At 64.3% G+C, this 18,052-nt stretch carries 15 protein-coding genes and 3 pseudogenes; 13 read left to right on the forward strand and 5 right to left on the reverse strand.

The features are described from left to right. Nucleotides 1–376: 376 nt before the first annotated feature. The 5 genes from OKW43_RS20455 (at nt 377) to OKW43_RS20475 (ending at nt 7,970) form a co-directional block, all read left to right on the forward strand. Entirely contained in the window at nt 377–3,238 is a 2,862-nt protein-coding gene (locus OKW43_RS20455; RefSeq protein ID WP_429449431.1) for a 2-oxoglutarate dehydrogenase E1 component, read from the forward strand. 141 nt (nt 3,239–3,379) lie between these two features. Next, complete coding sequence (gene odhB, locus OKW43_RS20460) at nt 3,380–4,654, forward strand: 2-oxoglutarate dehydrogenase complex dihydrolipoyllysine-residue succinyltransferase (RefSeq protein ID WP_429449433.1); 1,275 nt, start codon at nt 3,380–3,382, stop codon at nt 4,652–4,654. A 138-nt stretch (nt 4,655–4,792) separates the two neighbouring features. Continuing rightward, nucleotides 4,793–6,223 (forward strand): dihydrolipoyl dehydrogenase, encoded by a 1,431-nt coding sequence (gene lpdA, locus OKW43_RS20465; protein WP_187632801.1) that lies wholly within the window; start codon nt 4,793–4,795, stop codon nt 6,221–6,223. Nucleotides 6,224–6,311: 88 nt separating this feature from the next. After that, the gene (gene zapE, locus OKW43_RS20470; RefSeq protein WP_187632800.1) at nt 6,312–7,409 is read left to right on the forward strand and encodes a cell division protein ZapE; all 1,098 of its coding nucleotides are present in this window, start codon (nt 6,312–6,314) and stop codon (nt 7,407–7,409) included. A 99-nt stretch (nt 7,410–7,508) separates the two neighbouring features. After that, complete coding sequence (locus OKW43_RS20475) at nt 7,509–7,970, forward strand: transposase (RefSeq protein WP_187632799.1); 462 nt, start codon at nt 7,509–7,511, stop codon at nt 7,968–7,970. Nucleotides 7,971–8,130: 160 nt separating this feature from the next. Here OKW43_RS20475 and OKW43_RS20480 read toward each other — a convergent pair whose 3' ends face one another. Beyond that, nucleotides 8,131–8,616 carry a DUF2147 domain-containing protein gene (locus OKW43_RS20480; protein WP_429449436.1) on the reverse strand — a complete coding sequence of 162 codons (486 nt, stop codon included), beginning with the start codon at nt 8,614–8,616 and terminating at the stop codon, nt 8,131–8,133. 284 nt (nt 8,617–8,900) lie between these two features. Here OKW43_RS20480 and OKW43_RS20485 point away from each other — a divergent pair. Together OKW43_RS20485 and OKW43_RS20490 are read left to right on the forward strand one after the other, a co-directional pair. Beyond that, nucleotides 8,901–8,987 (forward strand): annotated as a pseudogene (locus tag OKW43_RS20485) (helix-turn-helix domain-containing protein); the annotation flags it as partial. Between the two features lie 48 nt (nt 8,988–9,035). Next, nucleotides 9,036–9,753 (forward strand): annotated as a pseudogene (locus OKW43_RS20490) (DUF2968 domain-containing protein). Between the two features lie 194 nt (nt 9,754–9,947). Here OKW43_RS20490 and OKW43_RS20495 read toward each other — a convergent pair. Beyond that, the gene (locus tag OKW43_RS20495) at nt 9,948–10,139 is read right to left on the reverse strand and encodes a hypothetical protein (protein WP_187632796.1); all 192 of its coding nucleotides are present in this window, start codon (nt 10,137–10,139) and stop codon (nt 9,948–9,950) included. A 180-nt stretch (nt 10,140–10,319) separates the two neighbouring features. Between OKW43_RS20495 and OKW43_RS20500 the strand changes: the two are divergent. After that, nucleotides 10,320–10,549: pseudogene (locus tag OKW43_RS20500) on the forward strand (hypothetical protein). A 30-nt stretch (nt 10,550–10,579) separates the two neighbouring features. On the opposite strand, the gene hfq reads toward OKW43_RS20500, so the two are convergent. Beyond that, complete coding sequence (gene hfq, locus OKW43_RS20505; RefSeq protein WP_187632794.1) at nt 10,580–11,047, reverse strand: RNA chaperone Hfq; 468 nt, start codon at nt 11,045–11,047, stop codon at nt 10,580–10,582. Between the two features lie 438 nt (nt 11,048–11,485). Between hfq and OKW43_RS20510 the strand changes: the two genes are divergently transcribed. The 5 genes from OKW43_RS20510 to OKW43_RS20530 all read left to right on the forward strand — a co-directional run bounded on the left by OKW43_RS20510 (nt 11,486) and on the right by OKW43_RS20530 (nt 15,273). After that, nucleotides 11,486–11,623: a hypothetical protein gene (locus tag OKW43_RS20510; protein ID WP_429449440.1), complete on the forward strand. Its 138-nt coding sequence runs from the start codon at nt 11,486–11,488 to the stop codon at nt 11,621–11,623. Between the two features lie 26 nt (nt 11,624–11,649). After that, a complete protein-coding gene (locus OKW43_RS20515; RefSeq protein ID WP_187632792.1) occupies nt 11,650–12,210 on the forward strand; it encodes an RNA polymerase sigma factor in 561 nt (186 codons plus the stop codon). Then, a complete protein-coding gene (locus tag OKW43_RS20520; RefSeq protein ID WP_429449442.1) occupies nt 12,210–13,118 on the forward strand; it encodes an anti-sigma factor family protein in 909 nt (302 codons plus the stop codon). The genes OKW43_RS20515 and OKW43_RS20520 overlap by 1 nt, the downstream gene beginning before the upstream one ends. Before the next feature lie 85 nt (nt 13,119–13,203). Then, nucleotides 13,204–14,781 (forward strand): FAD-binding oxidoreductase, encoded by a 1,578-nt coding sequence (locus OKW43_RS20525; protein ID WP_429449444.1) that lies wholly within the window; start codon nt 13,204–13,206, stop codon nt 14,779–14,781. A gap of 60 nt (nt 14,782–14,841) precedes the next feature. Then, nucleotides 14,842–15,273 (forward strand): hypothetical protein, encoded by a 432-nt coding sequence (locus tag OKW43_RS20530; protein ID WP_187632789.1) that lies wholly within the window; start codon nt 14,842–14,844, stop codon nt 15,271–15,273. On the opposite strand, the gene OKW43_RS20535 is transcribed toward OKW43_RS20530, so the two are convergent. Then, nucleotides 15,270–16,190 carry a DUF1571 domain-containing protein gene (locus OKW43_RS20535; protein ID WP_429449446.1) on the reverse strand — a complete coding sequence of 307 codons (921 nt, stop codon included), beginning with the start codon at nt 16,188–16,190 and terminating at the stop codon, nt 15,270–15,272. The genes OKW43_RS20530 and OKW43_RS20535 overlap by 4 nt on opposite strands. A 65-nt stretch (nt 16,191–16,255) precedes the next feature. Continuing rightward, nucleotides 16,256–18,043 carry an AMP-binding protein gene (locus OKW43_RS20540; RefSeq protein ID WP_429449448.1) on the reverse strand — a complete coding sequence of 596 codons (1,788 nt, stop codon included), beginning with the start codon at nt 18,041–18,043 and terminating at the stop codon, nt 16,256–16,258. Nucleotides 18,044–18,052 lie beyond the last annotated feature (9 nt).

Consider the following 18,052-nt stretch of genomic DNA (forward strand, 5'->3'; position numbering starts at 1 on the left):
GGAAACGGAAGCCACCTTCGGGTGGCTTCCTTGTTTTTGGCGTATCAAAACTTGTGAAGCTGCATCACGCCCAGCACTTTCCGAAGGCGGTCCGCGTAAGGGACGTATCGCACTCTTCAACTCCATTTCGCACAGAACACTGTTGCGCGCTGTGGAAAGGGGCCAGGCCACCCCCGAAACGCCCGCCGTCACGGGCTTTGCGCCTGTGCCGTTCGCTATCTGGGCTATTCGTTCTGTGCTATGCTCCCGGGTGCAAAGTTTTAGGTCCTTCCAAGCAAGACTTGATTCGCGCAATCCGCTAAACGGTCAGGCCGTGTCGCGGAAGGTTCGGTAACCCGCTATTTCTCGAGAAACTCGAAGAAAGGTGAGCGTAAAAATGATGAAGCAATTCCAGTCGAACTCTTATCTGTTCGGCGGCAATGCTCCGTACGTTGAAGAAATGTACGAAGCGTATCTCGATAATCCGGCGTCAGTGCCCGAGACCTGGCGCAGCTATTTCGATGCGTTGCAGAACGTGCCCGCATCGGACGGCAGCAACGCCAACGACGTGGCCCACGGCCCGATCGTCGAATCGTTTGCCCAGCGCGCCAAGGCCAATGCCTTCCTGCCGCGCGCAACGGCCGGAGGCGAAGATCTCGCAACTGCCCGCAAACAGGTTTACGTCCAGTCCCTCATCGGCGCATATCGCTTCCTCGGCTCGCAATGGGCCAATCTCGATCCTCTGAAGCGCCGCGAACGTCCTGCGATCCCCGAACTTGAACCCGCGTTCTACGACTTCACCGAAGCCGACATGGACCAGGAGTACAGCGCAACGAATCTGTACTTCGGGTTCGAGCGCGCGACGCTGCGCGAGATCGTCAAAGCCCTGCGCGACACGTACTGCGGCACGATCGGCGCCGAGTACATGTACATCAGCGATCCCGAGCAGAAGCGCTGGTGGAAGGAACGCCTCGAATCGATCCGGTCGACGCCGAACTTCAGCAACGACAAGAAGAAGCACATCCTGAATCGCCTGACGGCCGCCGAAGGCCTCGAGCGTTTCCTGCATACCAAGTACGTCGGCCAGAAGCGCTTCTCGCTCGAGGGCGGCGAGAGCTTCATCGCGGCGATGGACGAAGTCGTGCGTCACGGCGGTCTGCGCGGCGTACAGGAAATCGTCATCGCGATGGCGCACCGCGGCCGTCTGAACGTGCTGGTCAACACGCTCGGCAAGATGCCGGCTGACCTGTTCGCCGAATTCGAAGGCAAGCACGTCGACGATCTGCCGGCTGGCGACGTGAAGTACCACAAGGGCTTCTCGTCGGACATCGCGACGGAAGGCGGCCCGGTTCACCTGTCGCTCGCGTTCAACCCGTCGCACCTCGAAATCGTCAACCCGGTGGTCGAGGGCTCGGCGAAGGCGCGTATGGACCGCCGCGGCGACGAAGACGGCCTTCAGGTGCTGCCGGTGCAGATCCACGGCGACGCGGCTTTCGCGGGCCAGGGCGTCGTGATGGAAACGCTGAACCTCGCGCAAACGCGCGGTTACGGCACGCACGGCACGCTGCACATCGTCATCAACAACCAGATCGGCTTCACGACGTCGGACCCGCGCGACTCGCGCTCCACGTTGTACTGCTCGGACGTCGTCAAGATGATCGAAGCGCCGGTGCTGCACGTGAATGGTGACGATCCCGAAGCGGTCGTGATGGCCATCCAGATGGCGATCGACTTCCGCACGCAGTTCCACAAGGACGTCGTCGTCGACATCGTCTGCTTCCGCAAGCTGGGCCACAACGAGCAGGACACCCCGGCGGTCACGCAGCCGCTGATGTACAAGACGATCTCGAAGCACCCGGGCACGCGCGCGCTGTACGCCGAAAAGCTCGTGCAACAGGGCGTCATCACGGCCGAACAGGGCGAGGAATTCGTCAAGGCCTATCGCAAGGCGATGGACGAAGGCCACCATACGGTCGACCCGGTGCTGTCGAACTACAAGAGCAAGTACGCGGTGGACTGGGTGCCGTTCCTGAACCGCAAGTGGACCGATGCGGCCGACACGGCCGTGCCGCTCGCGGAACTGAAGCGCCTCGCCGAGCGCGTCACCACGATTCCGGAGAACTTCAAGGTTCACCCGCTCGTCGAGCGCGTGATCAACGACCGTCGCGCAATGGGCCGCGGCGAAGCGAAGCTGGACTGGGGCATGGGCGAGCACCTCGCGTTCGCATCGCTGGTCGCATCCGGTTATGCCGTGCGCCTGACCGGTCAGGATTCGGGCCGCGGCACGTTCACGCACCGTCACGCAGTGCTGCACGACCAGAACCGCGAGCGCTGGAACGACGGCACCTACGTGCCGCTGCAGAACATCGCCGAAGGTCAGGCGAAGTTCACGGTGATCGACTCGGTGCTGTCGGAAGAAGCGGTGCTCGGCTTCGAATACGGTTACTCGACCGCTGAACCGAACACGTTCGTCGCGTGGGAAGCGCAGTTCGGCGACTTCGTGAATGGCGCGCAAGTCGTGATCGACCAGTTCATCTCGTCGGGCGAAGTGAAGTGGGGCCGTGTGTCGGGCCTGACCATGCTGCTGCCGCACGGCTACGAAGGCCAGGGTCCGGAGCACTCGTCGGCGCGTATCGAGCGTTTCCTGCAACTGTGCGCAGACCACAACATGCAGGTCGTTCAGCCGACCACGCCGGCGCAGGTCTTCCACTTGCTGCGTCGCCAGATGATCCGCCTGTTCCGCAAGCCGCTGATCGTCGCGACGCCGAAGTCGTTGCTGCGTCACAAGGAAGCCGTGTCGGATCTGTCGGAACTCGCGAAGGGTTCGTTCCAGCCGGTCATCGGCGAAGTGGACGAAACCATCGACGTGAAGAAGGTCAAGCGCGTGGTGGCCTGCTCGGGCCGCGTGTACTACGACCTGGTCGCCCATCGCCGGGAAGCGAAGGCGAACGACGTCGCGATCATCCGTATCGAACAGCTCTATCCGTTCGCGCACAAGCAGTTCGAAGCGGAAATGAAGAAGTACGACAACGCAACCGAAGTGGTGTGGGTGCAGGACGAGCCGCAGAATCAGGGCCCCTGGTTCTACATCGAGCACCATCTGAAGGAAGGCATGAAGGAAGGGCAGAAGCTGGCGTACAGCGGCCGTCCGGCTTCGGCTTCGCCTGCAGTCGGCTACTACGCGAAGCACTACGAGCAGCAGAAGGCGCTGATCGAAGGCGCTTTTGGCCGCCTCAAGAGCGCGTCGATCGCTAAATAAAGAAACACACGAGCCGGGAGAGCGCAGCGCGCTCTCCCACGCCGCGCCGAACGTTTCCCATGTGGTTCAGGCGCGGCGCTCACGGTTCGCAGGCGGTGGTGAAGAAGCGCCGTCACCCGATACGTATTCAGGATACTCATAATGGCTATTGTTGAAGTCAAAGTTCCCCAGCTCTCCGAGTCGGTCTCGGAAGCGACCATGCTGCAGTGGAAGAAGAAGCCCGGCGAGGCTGTCGCTCAGGACGAAATCCTCATCGAAATCGAGACCGACAAGGTCGTGCTCGAAGTGCCGGCACCGGCTGCGGGCGTGCTGGCGCAAGTCATCTCGAACGACGGCGACACGGTCACGGCTGAGCAGGTGATCGCGAAGATCGACACCGAAGGCACCGCAAGCGCCGCCGCCGTCGAAGCCGAAGTCAAGCCGGCTCCGGTCGCCGCACCGGCTGCGGCTCCCGCGCCGGCTGCTCAGGCTGCTGCCGCAACGGGCTCGAGCGCCGCTGCTTCGCCGGCTGCCGGCAAGCTGATGGCCGAAAAGGGTCTGGCTGCTGGCGACGTCGCCGGCACGGGCCGCGACGGCCGTATCACGAAGGGCGACGTGCTCGTCGCCGGCGCTCCGGCTGCCAAGGCTGCACCGGCTCCGGCTGCCGCTCCGAAGGCTGCGAAGCCGTCGCTGCCGGACGTCAAGGCTCCGGCATCGGCCGACCAGTGGCTGAAAGACCGTCCGGAACAGCGCGTGCCGATGTCGCGTCTGCGCGCGCGTATCGCCGAGCGTCTGCTCGAGTCGCAGCAAACCAACGCCATCCTCACGACGTTCAACGAAGTGAACATGGCGCCGGTCATGGATCTGCGCAACAAGTACAAGGACAAGTTCGAGAAGGAACACGGCGTGAAGCTCGGCTTCATGTCGTTCTTCGTGAAGGCGGCTGTTCACGCGCTGAAGAAGTTCCCGCTCGTGAACGCGTCGATCGACGGTAACGACATCGTCTATCACGGCTACTTCGACATCGGTATCGCTGTCGGCTCGCCGCGCGGTCTGGTGGTGCCGATCTTGCGCAATGCAGATCAGCTGAGCCTCGCCGACATCGAGAAGAAGATCGCCGAATTCGGTCAGAAGGCGAAGGACGGCAAGCTGTCGATCGAAGAAATGACCGGCGGTACGTTCTCGATCTCGAACGGCGGTGTGTTCGGCTCGATGCTGTCGACCCCGATCATCAACCCGCCGCAGTCCGCGATTCTCGGCGTGCACGCCACGAAGGAACGCGCTGTGGTCGAAAACGGCCAGATCGTGATCCGCCCGATGAACTACCTCGCGCTGTCGTACGACCACCGTATCATCGACGGCCGCGAAGCAGTGCTGTCGCTGGTCGCAATGAAGGACGCGCTGGAAGATCCCGCTCGCCTGCTGCTCGACCTGTAAGCGCACGTTCCACCGACGCCCGCCTGCGCCTCGCGCGGGCCGGTGTCATCCGTAGCATGTCTTTAGCATTCCGCAGTACAGGAACGGCGCGCGCCACCTCGAGTGGCCCGGCGCCGTTCAGCCATCAAAGGGATTGTCATGTCCAAAGAATTTGACGTCGTCGTGATCGGCGCAGGCCCGGGCGGGTATATCGCCGCCATCCGCGCAGCGCAGCTCGGCAAGACCGTCGCATGTATCGAAAAGTGGAAGAACCCGGCCGGCACGCTGAAGCTCGGCGGCACCTGCCTGAACGTCGGCTGCATTCCGTCGAAGGCGCTGCTCGCGTCGTCGGAAGAGTTTGAAAACGCGTCGCATCACCTCGCCGACCACGGCATCTCGGTGGAAAACGTCTCGGTCGATATCTCAAAGATGATGGACCGCAAGGACGGCATCGTCGAGAAGATGACCAAGGGCATCGAATTCCTGTTCCGCAAGAACAAGATCACGTGGCTCAAGGGTCATGGCAAGTTTACCGGCAAGACGGACGCCGGCGTGCAGATCGAAGTGAGCGGCGAAGGCGAAACGGGAGTCGTCACGGCGAAGAACGTGATCATCGCGACGGGTTCGAAGGCGCGCCATCTGCCGGGCATTCCGGTCGACAACAAGCTGATCGCCGACAACGAAGGCGCACTGTCGTTCGACTCCGCACCGAAGAAGCTCACCGTCATCGGCGCAGGCGTGATCGGTCTGGAACTCGGCTCGGTATGGCGCCGCCTCGGCGCGGACGTGACCGTGCTCGAAGCGCTGCCGGAATTCCTCGGCGCGGCGGATCAGGCGCTGTCGAAGGAAGCGGCCAAGCAGTTCAAGAAGCAGGGTCTCGACATCCAGGTCGGCGTGAAGGTCGGCGAAGTGAAGACGAGCGCGAACGGCGTGACGATCGCCTACACGGACAAGGACGGCAACGCGCAGACGCTCGAAACGGACCGCCTGATCGTGTCGGTCGGCCGCGTGCCGAACACCGACAACCTCGGCCTCGAAGCGATCGGCCTGAAGGCCAACGAGCGCGGCTTCATCGACGTGGACGACCACTGCGCGACGGCTGTGCCGAACGTGTACGCGATCGGCGACGTGGTGCGCGGCCCGATGCTCGCGCACAAGGCTGAGGACGAAGGCGTGCTGGTCGCGGAAGTGATCGACGGCCAGAAGCCGCACATCGACTACAACTGCGTTCCGTGGGTGATCTACACCGAACCGGAAATCGCCTGGGTCGGCAAAACCGAGCAGCAGCTGAAGGCCGAAGGCCGCGAGATCAAGACGGGCCAATTCCCGTTCATGGCGAACGGCCGCGCGCTCGGTATCAACAAGGCGGACGGTTTCGTCAAGATGATCGCCGACGCGAAGACCGACGAACTGCTCGGCGTGCACATCATTTCGGCGAACGCATCGGACCTGATCGCGGAAGCCGTGGTGGCGATGGAGTTCAAGGCCGCGTCGGAGGACATCGGCCGAATTTGCCATCCGCACCCGTCGCTGTCGGAAGTCATGCGCGAAGCGGCTCTCGCCGTCGACAAGCGTGCGCTGAACATGTAAGCGCGCACGCCTGGCCGAAACGCAACCTTGGCATCACCGAAGGCGGGCGGGGTTCACTCCCTCCCGCCTTTCTTTTTGCAGCAACACGATGAACGTCACCGAATACTACGAAAAAGAACTGCAGACGCGCGGTTACCAATCCGATCCGGCGCAGCGCGCGGCGGTCGACCGCCTGCAGCGGTGCTATGAAGAGTGGGCCGCATACAAGTCGCGCCGCTCGAACGCGTTCAGGAAGCTGATCATTCACCCGGATCTGCCGCGCGGCGTGTACATGTGGGGCGGCGTGGGCCGCGGCAAGAGCTTCCTGATGGACAGCTTCTACATGATCGTGCCGTTGCATCGCAAAACGCGTCTGCATTTTCACGAGTTCATGCGCGAAGTGCATCGAGAACTCGAAGAACTCAAAGGCCGGGCCGATCCGCTCGACGAACTCGCGCGCCGCATTGCGAAGCGCTATCGGCTGATCTGCTTCGACGAATTCCACGTGTCGGATATTGCCGACGCGATGATTCTGTATCGACTGCTCGACAAGCTGTTCGAGAACGGCGTGCAGTTCGTGATGACGTCCAACTACGATCCCGACACGCTGTACCCGGACGGACTGCATCGCGACCGCATGCTGCCCGCGATCGAGCTGATCAAGCAGAAGCTCGATGTGATCAACGTCGACGCGGGGATCGACTACCGGCAGCGCACGCTCGCGCAGGTGGAGGTCTATCACACGCCGCTGGACGCCGCCGCCGGCAAGGCGCTGCGCGACGCCTTCGCTCGCCTCGCCGCGGTGCCCGACGAAAGCCCGCTGCTGCATATCGAGAAGCGCGAGCTGAAGGCGCTGCGCCGCGCGGACGGCGTCGTCTGGTTCGACTTCGCGACGCTGTGCGGCGGCCCGCGCTCGCAGAACGACTACCTCGAACTCGCGAGCCGCTTCCACGCGGTGATCCTGTCGGACGTGCCGCAAATGTCGGTGCGCATGGCGTCGGAAGCGCGTCGCTTCACCTGGCTGATCGACGTGTTCTACGACCACAAGGTCAAGCTGCTGATGTCGGCTGCGGTGCCGCCGGAGCAGTTGTACGTCGACGGTCCGATGGCCAACGAATTCACGCGTACGGTGTCGCGCATCGTCGAGATGCAGTCGAAGGAGTATCTCGACACGCCGCGCCGGATCGTCGATACGTCTCTGACCTGAGCCTCGGCGCACCACACATTTTCAGGATTCGGAGTGGTCTGATAGTTTGCACACGGATGACTAGCTATCTTTTGTCGTTGTTCTGACAAAGGAGGAAGCATGAACCCGTATCGCGAAATCACCGATGAAGAATGGCAGCGCGTTGCGCCACTGCTGCCCGAACTCCGGCCGCGTATCGAAATGCGTGGCCGTCCGCTTGCCGATACCCGCTCGGTGCTCAACGGCGTGCTGTGGGTCATGTATAGCGGGGCCACCTGGTCCGCAATCCCGCGCCGCTACCCGTCGTATCAGACCTGTCATCGCCGCTTCAAGTCGTGGTACGAATCGGGAGCGCTCAAGCCCGTCACGGAGCAACTGCTCGGCGCCGCGAGCGAAGATCTCTGCAGATTGATGGAAGCACGCATGCGCACGCACATCAGCGCACCGAAGAAACGCGCCGCGGCCCGGCGGCGCGCGCGCGCGGCGTTCCGTGTTCCTCCGGCCGTATACAACCCGGCACCGGCCACGCCGGTGCCGGCGCCGCCGTCCGCTTGCGCTGCATCGTTCAAGCAGGCCGCATGACCATCGCAAACAGCTTGCCACAATGAAAACGGCCGCGCGATTCGTGATCGCCGGCCGTTTTTTTACGTTCCACTCCTGGTGCCAGGCGCGCCATCTTCGCAGCGCGACGCGCTCATTCAGACGAGGTGCGAGGCGCCACGCACGCGCTGAACGTCGAACCTCACTGCTGTCGAATCCACGTCTGCGAGCGGCCGAGCAGCGCGACACCAATATAGCCACGCACCACGAGTTTGTTGCCGCCGTCTTCGAGATGCATCTTGCACTTGTAGAGCTTGCCGTTTTCAGGATCGAGGATCTGGCCGTGATCCCAGGCGTCGCCATCCTTCTTCATGCTGTTGATGATGGTCATGCCGAGAATCGGTTGATCCTTGCGCGCGTCGGTGCATTCGGTGCAGCGGCGATCTGGCTGCTCATTCGCGCCGATACCCCTGATAACCTTGCCGTTCAGTTCGCCATTGCCGTCCTGTGTGATCTGCACGAGCGCCTTCGGCTGGCCCGTGTGATCGTCGATGGTTTGCCACGTGCCGATCGGTGTACCGGTCTGCGCCATCGCGGTCACGGCACCGGCGAGCAGGGCGCCTGCTAGTGCGGCGTGACGAACGGTGCGCAGCGCGAGCGTGCGGGCACGTTGAGTGAATTGCGTCATTGTCTTCCTCCTTGACGTGAGACCGCGCGATCGTGGTCGCGCGGCGTTATGGGCATCGCGGTCGGATGTGCGACCGGACTTCGCGATGCAGGACGATGTCAGTGGCGTGCCATTTGCATCGTCAGCGCAGAATACGCGAAAGTGCACGCTCCGTTTGATAGTGGAGCTTCTAATCAGCGCGCAGCATTTCTGAAGCGTGTCAATTCAGCTGATAGGAGAACGTCGCGTTGATGCGCGGACTGCGCGACGCGAACGGTTCGGCGCCGGCAGGATACAGCGCTTTGTCTGGGATTAGCCGCAAGGTTCTATCGGAGAAAATGCGCAAGTACCAAATTTTCGATGAAGAGCCCGAAACCCGCGAAACTGAGTAATAATGCCCTGTTTCAACTAAAACAAAATCTGTTAACAGCAGGTACTACATGGACCGAAAGTCAAAGCTACGAGAGATTGCTCTGGCCGCATGCATCGTATTGGGGGCCCTTCAGGGCGCGAATGCACAGGCTCAGCAGAACAGTGGCGCAAGCAGCGCAGTCGTGGTCCCAGCCGGGCACGGCGACCGCGTTGCCCGACACGCAGCAGGCCGGCCAGGCGGAGACCACTGCACTGACGCCGGATGAAAACCGGCAATCCGCCACCGGCAACGTGGCGGAATTGCAGCAGATGATCCACGGCGCGGATCTCAGCGAATTGCGCACCACGTATAACGGCACCTACGGCGCGAGCCTGCTGTTCTACGGCAAGGAGATGACCTACTACGTCGCGCTGTTCCAACAGAAGAACTTCTGGCGCGTGATCAAGACGCAGGACGCCGCGCGCGCCGAGCTCATCTACAAGGATTTCGCGCGGCAGACGATGCAGCTGTCGGATGTCGAGATCCGTCGTACTCGACTCGAAGCGCAGAAGGCGTTCACGCAGCGCATGGTCGCGCTGTCGCAGGAACGCGCGAGCCGGCTGCAGGCCGACCTCGACGTCGCGCGTCAGCAGCAGAGCATCGTCGCGAGCCAGCAGGAGCAGAAGCGCGCCGAGGCGACCGAATTGGCGCAGCAGAAGGCGGCCGCGCAGGATCAGTTGCGCGTTGCGCAGCGTCAGGTGCGCGACTTGCAGCGTCAGCTCGACAGCGGCTTGCCGGTGCATTGAGCACGGCGGTGTGAGCCTTCGTGGAAGGGCGGGACGGCGCGCAAATCGATGCACCGTCCGGCTCGTGCGCGAGTAGGGTTGGCCGGTGCGTTGCGCGCGCCGTTAGCCGGCGCATCGCATTTCAGCGGCCGGGCTCTTCGGCATCTCCAGTCATCAGCGTTTCTTCGCTGGTCACGACGCGAGACGGCTCGACCTCAATGCCGTCTGTGCTTGTCCGCCTTCGTTTTGCGCATCCGCTCGCGAGACGGCTCCGTCACGTCGACGGCGATCGGATCGCTGGCGGGGAAGCTTTCCATCAGCGCTTCGTCGAGCCTGATGTCGGCGGACGTCGGCGGCGTCCGGCGCGTGCGCGCAGGCTGGGAAGCATGCTGGCTTTTGCTGGTCATGGCGCGCTCCATCGGTAGAATCAATCATTCAGCATAGCGCATCGCGGCCATTGGTGAGCGCCGGCCGAATCGCGCAGGCGCGTCGTTTGAAACCGGCCGGCATCGATTCGTTCTCCGAGTGTCGCGGCCACGCCTGCGCCGCGAATGACCGCTCCATCGATCCATCACACAGCCAACCACATGAACGGGGCAAAGCCGGCGGGTACGCGACGTGTGCTCGCAGCGCATGTCGTGGAAGCCGAACTGGAACACCTGGATTGGGCGACACGCCAACCGGCACTGCACGTGTTCGACACCGGCTACTGGCGGCGCCGCGTGCTGGCGGTCAAGGGGAGAGATTCGAGCTGACCGGGCGGCAGCTGATGCAACTGGAGAAAATTCTGCTGCGCCTCGGTCCGTCCACGGAGTAGCGAGGCGCGGCCGTTACCGCGGTTTCGTATTTATTCGTGATTGCCGCCGGGGCTGCCGCCGCCGTGGTTGCCGCCATGATTGCCGCCTTCGCCGCCGGTGCCGAACAGACGACGGCGCCGCGTGACGACCACCGGGCCTTCGGTGTTGCCGCTGCCGCGATCGCTCGGCGCACGTTCCGACGACGACCCGCCATACGATTCACGCGGCTCGCGATGTTCGCGCGAACCATGCGGACCGCGCGCGCCATGTTCGCCATGCGACGTTCGGCCCGTGCGCGGCGCCGGCCGCGTGCCGGTGTCGAGCTGGATCGTGGAAATCGCGCGCTTGTAGATGCCTTGCAGGCCAACCGGCGTGCGCAGCATCACCAGGTACTGATCGAACGACTCGATGCATCCGGTCAGGCGGATGCCGTTGACCAGATAGATCTCGACGCGCTTTCGTTCCTTGCGCGCAGCGTTCATGAAGTCGTTTTGCGGATGCGATTCTGCGGAAGCCATGGAGAATTCAGGTTAGATAGACGGTGGTTCGCAGCGATTTTACCCCTTCTGGTCTATGCGGGGCAGAACGCGTCGACGGGGCGAACTTTGTCCACTATAACGGCTTGTGAGGACATAAGCATCCGATAACGCGGCACTGTAACGTTGAGTTACGAATCTGCTGGTCAATGGCGGCTTATTCCGGCCTCTCCAGGCATTGCCGGCATGGTTGGCGGAAAAGGAAGAACATAGGGGCATGTTGCGCGACCACGGCGGCGGCGTCGAAGCGCCGCGCAGAAGCCCGGAGAAACAGCGCGGCAAAACAGCGCCACGACGGCGGTGGAATAAACCATGCGATCGCGGCGTTAAGTCCAGTATGGCAGCACCGCATTCGGCGGCCTGCCGCCCGCCGCGCCGGTCGGTCGATCGTGCGCCGGGCATCTGCCAGGAGGCTCCACCATGAAAGCATCCCGTATTCTGTCAGCGCTCTTCGTACTGCTCGCGCTCGCGTGCGGCTCCCTCGCACACGCCGGCGATACCGACAACGCCGCGTCGAGCTCGAGCGGCAACAGCAACAGCAGCGGCGGCGGCTACTAACGCCGCGACCGGGCCTGGCACGCCGGGTGACATTCGAAGCGGAAGTGATCGCGTGGTTGCCGCAGCTGCGCCGCTATGCGCGCGCACTGACCGGCGACCACGCCTGGGCCGACGATCTCGTGCAGGATACGGCGGAGCGTGCGCTTGCGCGCTGGTCGGCGTTCCGGCCGAACAGCAATCTGCGCGCGTGGTTGCTGACGATCCTGCGGCATCTGTACATCGACCAGTTGCGCGGGCGTCGCGAGATCGCCGTCGACGACGAAAGCGCGCCGTGGCGCAATCTGGAAGCGCCGCATGGCGAGGTCGACGGTCTGGTGCTGCGCGACGTGCAGCGCGCGCTGTACTGCCTGCCGCTCGAGCAGCGTGAGGTGCTGCTGCTGGTGTGCGTCGAAGAGCTGTCGTACCAGGAGGCGTCGAGCGCGCTGGGGGTGCCGATCGGTACGGTGATGTCGCGGCTGTCGCGGGCGCGCGAGCATATGCGCGCGTTGCTGTGCGAGCAGCCGCCGGGGCCGATGCACGGAGCGCAGCCCGGTGCGCCGCGAGCGGCACACAAAGTCGCCCCGCTGAAAGTGGTGAGAAACCGATAATGGACAACGACGACTTCGATTCAGGCTTGCCCGCCGAGCTCGATCTGCGCGCGCTGTCGGCCTATGTCGATGGCGAATTGCCGGATGATCGGCGCGCCGCGATCGAAACGCAGCTTCGCGAGCATCCTCAGGCCGCCGCGCGCGTCGCCGCGTGGCGCGCACAGAAGGCGGCACTGCGCGCGCTGTGCGGCGCGGCGGGCAGCGATGCGCGGCAAGCGCAAGCAGGGCAGCAGGCCGACGGCCAGCAACCGGCTGCCGAACCCGGCGAGCGTCCTGATGCCGGCCGCCAGCCCGCGCAGGAGCAGGAGCCGGCTTTTATCGTCGCGCGTCGTATGCGGCCGTGGTGGCAGCGCGCGGGTCTCGCCGCCTGCTGGCTCGCGGCCGGCGCCGGGCTCGCGCTGGCGCTCGGTCCGTTCGCGCCGCGGCTGATCGGCGGCGCGTGGGGCGGCTTCGGCGGCCAGCCGGCCGGTTTTGCGCAGCGCGCGGACGTCGCGTACGCGGTGTACACGCCCGAGCGGCGTCATCCGGTCGAAGTCGCCGCGAGCGAAGAGGCGCATCTGATCACGTGGCTGTCGAAGCGACTGAACCGTCCGCTGTCGGTGCCGTCGCTGCAGGAGTATGGTTATTCGCTGGTGGGCGGCCGGCTATTGCCCGGCGAGGCGGGTCCGGCCGCGCAGTTCATGTACGAGAACCAGGCCGGCGCGCGCCTGACGCTGTATGTGACCGGCACCGGGCGCGACGAAACCGTGTTCCGCCTGTTTCGCGACGGCAACCGCCGCACTTTCTACTGGATCAACGACGGTATGGGCTACGCGCTGTCCGGCGCGATCGCGGAAGGCAAGCTGCGCGAGATCGCGATCGACGTGTGCAATGCGCTCGGTGGCAAGCCTGAGAGCTGGCAGCAGTAGCGGGCGGTAGCATGTCGTAAAGGCCGTCAGCGGCGAATTGCTGCCCGCGCGACCGCGGCCGCCGGGTGCCCGACAAGGAGACGCCTTGCCCCAGACGCTGCCCCCCAACCTGTCCGCCGCGCAGTTCGACCGCGCGCTCGCCGGCTGGCGCGCGGTCGTCGGTGACGCGCACGTGCTGAGTTCCGACGCCGACCTCGCCGTCTATGTCGATCCGTTTGCGCCCGGCGAGCGACGCGCGTTTGCCGCCAGCGCCGCGCTGCTGCCCGCGTCGGTCGATGAAATTCGCGCGGCGCTGCGCATCGCCAATCAATACCGGATTCCGCTGTGGACCGTGTCGACCGGGCGCAACTTCGCGTACGGCGGCGCCGCGCCGCGTCTGACCGGCTCGGTCGTGCTCGACCTGCAGCGCATGAACCGCATCCTCGACGTCGACGAAACGCTCGCCTATGCGCTCGTCGAGCCCGGCGTCAGCTATTTCGAGCTGTACGCGCATCTGCGCGACAAGGGCTACAAGCTGTGGGTCGATCCGCCGGCCGCCGGCTGGGGCAGCGTGGTCGGCAACACGCTCGAGCGCGGCTTCGGCTATACCGACTACGGCGATCACGCGGCCGCACAATGCGGGATGGAGGTGGTGCTCGCCAACGGCGACGTGCTGCGCACCGGCATGGGCGGCATCGAGATCGGCACCGCCTGGCAGCTGTATCAGCCCGGCTACGGGCCGTCGTTCGATGCGATGTTCATGCAGTCGAACTACGGCATCGTCACGAAGCTCGGCGTGTGGTTGATGCCCGCGCCGCCCGCGTACCTGCTCGGCGAAATCCAGTTTCGTCGCGAGGCGGACCTGGAGGCGATTGTCGAGCTTCTGCGGCCGCTGCGGCTCGACGGCACAATCCGCAATCACGCGGTGATCGAGGGCGGTTTGCGGCGCGCTGCGAGCCTGTCGCCACGCCGACAATGGTACGACGGCGCGGGCGCGATGCCGCAGAGCGCGGTGCAGGCGATGCTCGACAAGCTCGGCGTTGGACGCTGGAATCTGCATTTCGCGCTGTACGGCACGCCCGAGTTGATCGACGCGCGCCATGCGCTGATCGAGCGCGCGTTCGCGCGGGTGCCACAGGCGCGGCTCACGGCGGCGCGTTATGCGGGCGACGCGCAGCCGACCGGTGGTGGCGACCGCAACATGGCCGGCATTCCCGCAATGACCGCGTTTCGCATGCTCGACTGGCGCGGCGGCGCGGGCGCGCACGTCGATTTCGCGCCGATCTGTCCGGCGACCGGGCGCGACGCAATGCGCCAGTACACGATGGTCAAGGCGCGCGCCGCGGAATACGGCTTCGATTACTACGGCGGCTTCACGGCGGGCGCGCGGCATCTGCACCACATTTTCGCGGCGATTTTCGATCGCGACGACGCGAACCAGGTGGAGCAGGCCGGCGCGCTGCTGCGCTCGCTGATGAGCGATGCGCGCGCGGCCGGCTACGGCGAATATCGCGCGCATCTCGCGTATATGGATTTTGCGGCCGCGCAATACAGCTTCAACGACGGCGCGTTGCTGCGTTTCGCGGAAACGCTGAAGGATGCGCTCGACCCGAACGGCATTCTCGCGCCGGGCAAGCAGGGCATCTGGCCGGCGGCGTGGCGCGACCGGCGCGGATACACATGAGCGGCGAGTGCCCACTCGCCCGGCAAACTGAACCGCAAACAGAACGGGACTTGCACGCCAATGGATCGACGCACTTTCATGCTCACCGGCGCATGGCTCGCGACGGCCGCGGGCGGCGCATGGCCGTGGCTCGCGCAAGCCGCCTCATGCGCTAACGACGCGCGCGCGTTCGCGATCGTCGACTCGACACTCGAATGCGGCGCGTCGTTCGCGCGCTATGCCGCGCATCTTCGGTTGCCAACCTTCGAAACCGGCGATGACGCCGGCGCGCTCTGGTTCACTACGCTCGCGCCGCTGCTCGACGACGGCCGGACCCCGCACGCGATTCCCGCGCTGATCGGCTTCACGCGCGCGTCCGATTACTTCATCCTGCAACGCCTCGCGCTTCGCATGGGACGCTTCGTCGAGCATAGTCACGAAGCGCGCGACGGGCTGCACGCGCAACCCGCGTACGTGGCCTTCGCGCTGACGCCACGCAGCGCGCGCGGCTAGAACTGATAGTCCTTGTTCTTCGGATCGAAGGTCGAATCGTCGAACGTCTTCGGCGTGATGTTCTCGAACACGATCTGCTCGAAGAGCCTGCCGTCGTTGTCGTAAGACTCGATGCTGCGAAAGAACGGATGCCGCAAATCGAGCCCGAGCGTTTCCTTCTTTGCGTAGAACTCCGGCTGGCCGACCGGTGTTTCGAATGTGAACGCGACGACGCGCACGCCGTCGATCGTCTTCACTTCGATCTGCGTCGAACGCGGCAAGCCTGCCTCGGTGTATTTCCTGCCTTCGCTCAGATATTGTTGGACGACGTACTCGGTGCCGAGATCGCGCACGCTGTGATTCGATTGCGAGCGTGCGAGCGCGCCGGTCAGCGACGTCCACAACGGCATCACGTTCATGATGCCGCCGAGGTGGCCGTACGTTTGGTCGCTGCGTTTCGATTCGTCGTAGATAATTTCCTGGCCCGCATGCGCGCCGTCGGGCAGCCACTTCGCGTAGATCCGCAGCGGGTCGTGCGCAACGCGCACCAGCATGTGATCGGGCTGCTCGGGCCACACGCCGCGAATGCGTTCGGAGCGCGACATCGTGAACTCGTACGACGGGTAGCCGTTCGGCCCTTCCTTGAAATAGCGCGGCAGCGCCAGCGGATCGAGCGACTGGAACAGCGCGACCAGTTGCGCGTCGCTGAGTTTTTCGAGCGTGCCGCTTTGCTGCGCGGCGCGCAGCCATTTGACCTGGTTGTCGAGCGTCAGCTTGCCGACCTGAGCGGCCGGCGTGGCCGGCGGCTTGACGGCGCTCGCGGTGTTGAGCGGGGGCGGGCGGTCGTCGTTCTGCGCGAAGGCTGTCTGCACCGAAAGCAGGGCGGCGCCGGCAACGAGCGCACTCAGCAACGAACTTCCCAACCCGCGGTGCTTCATGAATACCTCCAGAAAAATGCCACGGCCGATAAGGCAATAACGTACCAACGCAATCCTTATTCCCGTCAGGCAGACTTCTGCTTCGCCAGTTCCTCGTCGCGCAACGCGCGGCGCAGAATTTTGCCGACGTTGGTTTGCGGCAGCTCGTCGCGGAACTCGACGAGCTTCGGCACCTTGTAGCCGGTCAGATTCTTGCGGCAGTACGCGATCACCTGCTCGGCGGTGAGCGTCGGCGTGCGCCGCACGATAAACACCTTTACGCGCTCGCCCTGCGCGGGGTCGGGCACGCCGATCGCGGCAACTTCGCGCACGTCCGGATGCGCGGCGATCACGTCCTCGATTTCGTTCGGATACACGTTGAAGCCCGACACGATGATCAGGTCCTTCTTGCGATCGATCAGCCGGATAAAGCCGCGCGAATCCATCACGCCGATGTCGCCGGTCGCGAGCCAGCCGTCGTCGTCGATCACCTTCGCGGTTTCGTCGGGGCGGTTCCAGTAGCCCTTCATGACCTGCGGACCCTTCACGCATAGCTCGCCCGCCTCGCCGACGTTGGCCCAGCTGCCATCGTCCTTCCTGAAGCGCACCTGCGTGGACGGCGCGGGCAGGCCGATCGAGCCTTCGAAGTCGCGCTGCTTGCCCAGCTCGACCGGATTCATCGATACGATCGGCGAGCACTCGGTCAGCCCGTAGCCCTCGACGATCGGCTTGCCCGTCACCGCCTTGAAGCGCTCGGCGACGGCTTTCTGGGTCGCCATGCCGCCTGCCATCGCGAGCTTCAGGCCCGAGAAGTCGCGCCGGCGGAATTCCTCGTTGTCGAGGAACGCGTTATAGAGCGTGTTGACCGCGGTCATGCCAGTGAACTTTTCGTGGCGGATGATCATCATCACGCGCTTGATGTCGCGCGGATTCGCGATCAGGATGTTGCGCCCACCGAGCCCCATGAAGATCAGCGCGTTCACGGTCAGCGAGTAGATGTGATAAAGCGGCAGAGGTGTGAGCACCGTTTCCCCGTCGCCGGACAACTGCCCCGCGGCCCACGCCTTCGCCTGCAACAGATTGGCGATGATGTTGCGGTGCGTGAGCATCGCGCCTTTTGCGACGCCGGTCGTGCCACCGGTGTACTGCAGGAATGCGATGTCGTCGTGGGTCGCGCGCACCGGCGTGGGCGGCCGCGAATAACCGGCCGAAAGCGCTTTCAACAGCGGCACCGCCTGCGGCAGCTTGTAGGCGGGCACCATTTTCTTGACGTGACGCAGCACGAAATTGAGCAGGTGTCCCTTCACATTGAGGCCGTCGGCGAGCAGATCGCCGAGGCCGCTCACGATCACGTTGCGCACCTTGGTGCCGGGCAATGCATCTTCGAGCGTCTTCGCGAAGCTCTCGAACACGACGATCGTCTGCGCGCCGCTGTCCTTCAGCTGATGCGCGAGTTCGCGCACCGTGTACAGCGGATTCACGTTGACGACCACCGCGCCCGCCTTGATCGCGCCGAACAGCGCGACCGGATACTGGAACGTGTTCGGCAGCATGATCGCGACGCGCTCGCCCGGCTGCACGCCGATGCTTTGCAGATACGCCGCGAACGCGCTCGCCTTGCGGCCCAACTCGCCGTACGTCATGTTCGCGCCGACGCTGACGTAGGCGACGCGCTCGCGGAACTGCTCGATGCATTCGTCGAAGAACTGGCTGAGCGACTCGTATTGCGTGACGTCGATGTCGCGCGGCACGTGGTCAGGATAGGACGCGTACCAGATGCCGTCGGTGTTCGGCGCCGGATTGGGCACCGGGTTTTGAACAGGCGTACCGCCTGCGTCCGGCAGGTGCAGCGGGGCTTGGGTGGGCTCGGTCATCGGTTGCCT

The sequence above is a fragment of the Paraburkholderia sp. WC7.3g genome, from assembly GCF_050436345.1.
Classification (GTDB): Bacteria; Pseudomonadota; Gammaproteobacteria; order Burkholderiales; family Burkholderiaceae; genus Paraburkholderia; species Paraburkholderia podalyriae.

Bases quoted from the DNA above. Each gene is read 5' to 3' on its own strand.
- OKW43_RS20510 (WP_429449440.1), top strand. From the start codon at position 11,486: ATGAAAGCATCCCGTATTCTGTCAGCGCTCTTCGTACTGCTCGCGCTC.
- odhB (WP_429449433.1), top strand. From the start codon at position 3,380: ATGGCTATTGTTGAAGTCAAAGTTCCCCAGCTCTCCGAGTCGGTCTCG.
- OKW43_RS20480 (WP_429449436.1), bottom strand. From the start codon at position 8,616: ATGACGCAATTCACTCAACGTGCCCGCACGCTCGCGCTGCGCACCGTT.
- lpdA (WP_187632801.1), top strand. From the start codon at position 4,793: ATGTCCAAAGAATTTGACGTCGTCGTGATCGGCGCAGGCCCGGGCGGG.
- OKW43_RS20540 (WP_429449448.1), bottom strand. From the start codon at position 18,043: ATGACCGAGCCCACCCAAGCCCCGCTGCACCTGCCGGACGCAGGCGGT.
- zapE (WP_187632800.1), top strand. From the start codon at position 6,312: ATGAACGTCACCGAATACTACGAAAAAGAACTGCAGACGCGCGGTTAC.
- OKW43_RS20475 (WP_187632799.1), top strand. From the start codon at position 7,509: ATGAACCCGTATCGCGAAATCACCGATGAAGAATGGCAGCGCGTTGCG.
- hfq (WP_187632794.1), bottom strand. From the start codon at position 11,047: ATGGCTTCCGCAGAATCGCATCCGCAAAACGACTTCATGAACGCTGCG.
- OKW43_RS20520 (WP_429449442.1), top strand. From the start codon at position 12,210: ATGGACAACGACGACTTCGATTCAGGCTTGCCCGCCGAGCTCGATCTG.
- OKW43_RS20535 (WP_429449446.1), bottom strand. From the start codon at position 16,190: ATGAAGCACCGCGGGTTGGGAAGTTCGTTGCTGAGTGCGCTCGTTGCC.
- OKW43_RS20495 (WP_187632796.1), bottom strand. From the start codon at position 10,139: ATGACCAGCAAAAGCCAGCATGCTTCCCAGCCTGCGCGCACGCGCCGG.
- OKW43_RS20530 (WP_187632789.1), top strand. From the start codon at position 14,842: ATGGATCGACGCACTTTCATGCTCACCGGCGCATGGCTCGCGACGGCC.
- OKW43_RS20455 (WP_429449431.1), top strand. From the start codon at position 377: ATGATGAAGCAATTCCAGTCGAACTCTTATCTGTTCGGCGGCAATGCT.